This is a genomic window from Microvirga sp. P4_G7 (genome assembly GCF_056401005.1).
On the sequence record NZ_JBFUKD010000986.1, the window covers coordinates 1 to 1,032 of the forward strand.

The 1,032-nt window shown below is 62.8% G+C and carries 2 protein-coding genes; both read left to right on the forward strand.

Annotated elements, in window-relative coordinates; all coding sequences use genetic code 11:
- Positions 1-797, forward strand: a 797-nt coding sequence (locus AC1DT3_RS22410) for a cysteine desulfurase (RefSeq protein ID WP_477467373.1), incomplete at its 5' end; no start/stop codon positions are given.
- 44 nt (positions 798-841) lie between these two features.
- The coding region (locus AC1DT3_RS22415) for an iron-sulfur cluster assembly protein (RefSeq protein WP_477467374.1) at positions 842-1,032 on the forward strand (191 nt) is incomplete at its 3' end.

Below are 1,032 nucleotides of genomic sequence, written 5' to 3' on the forward strand. Positions count from 1 at the left end.
AGTGGGCGCCGGTCGACGACGAAGGCAACTTCCTCATCGAGGAGTTCGAGAAGCTCATTACGCCGCGCACGAAGATCGTCGCCATCACGCACATGTCGAACGTCCTCGGCACCGTGACGCCGATGAAGGAGATCATCCGGATCGCGCATGACCATGGCGTTCCGGTTCTCGTCGATGGCGCACAGGGGGCGGTTCATCTCGACGTCGACGTGCGCGATCTCGATGCGGACTTCTACGTTCTGACCGGTCACAAGGTCTACGGTCCGACCGGCATCGGCGTTCTCTACGGCAAGCGGGAATGGCTCGAGAAGATGCCGCCGTATCAGGGCGGCGGCGAGATGATCCGTGAAGTCCGGCAGGACGCCATCACCTACAACGACCCCCCGCACCGCTTCGAGGCGGGCACGCCGGCCATCATCGAGGCAGTCGGCTTGGGCGCAGCTGTGCGGTTCATGATGGAGCTCGGGCGAGACCGTATCCGTGCGCATGAGGAGGCCCTGTCGACCTATGCTCATCAGCAGCTCGGAGCCATGAATTCCCTGCGGATCATCGGCCGCGCCAAGGGCAAGGGCGGGATCATCGCATTCGAGATGAAGGGCGCCCACGCTCACGACGTCGCGACGATCATCGATCGTCAGGGCGTCGCCGTGCGTGCCGGAACCCATTGCGCCATGCCGCTGCTGGAGCGCTTCGGAACGACGTCGACCTGCCGCGCGTCGATCGGGCTCTACAACACGACCGCGGAAATCGATAAACTCGTCGAAGCCTTGCAGAAGGCGGAAACCCTGTTCGCGTGAGGATCAAGTCTGTGAACGATCAAACCCCTCCCCATGACGCAGCCCTGAAAGGGGCGCAGAACTCGCCGGGTCCCGCCCTTCCTCCGGAAGAACTCGACCGCATGACGGACGATATCGTCGCGGCCCTGAAGACTGTCTACGACCCGGAAATCCCCGTGGACATCTACGAGCTCGGGCTGATCTACCGGGTCGACATCGACGACAACCGCAACGTTGCCATCGATATGACCCTGAC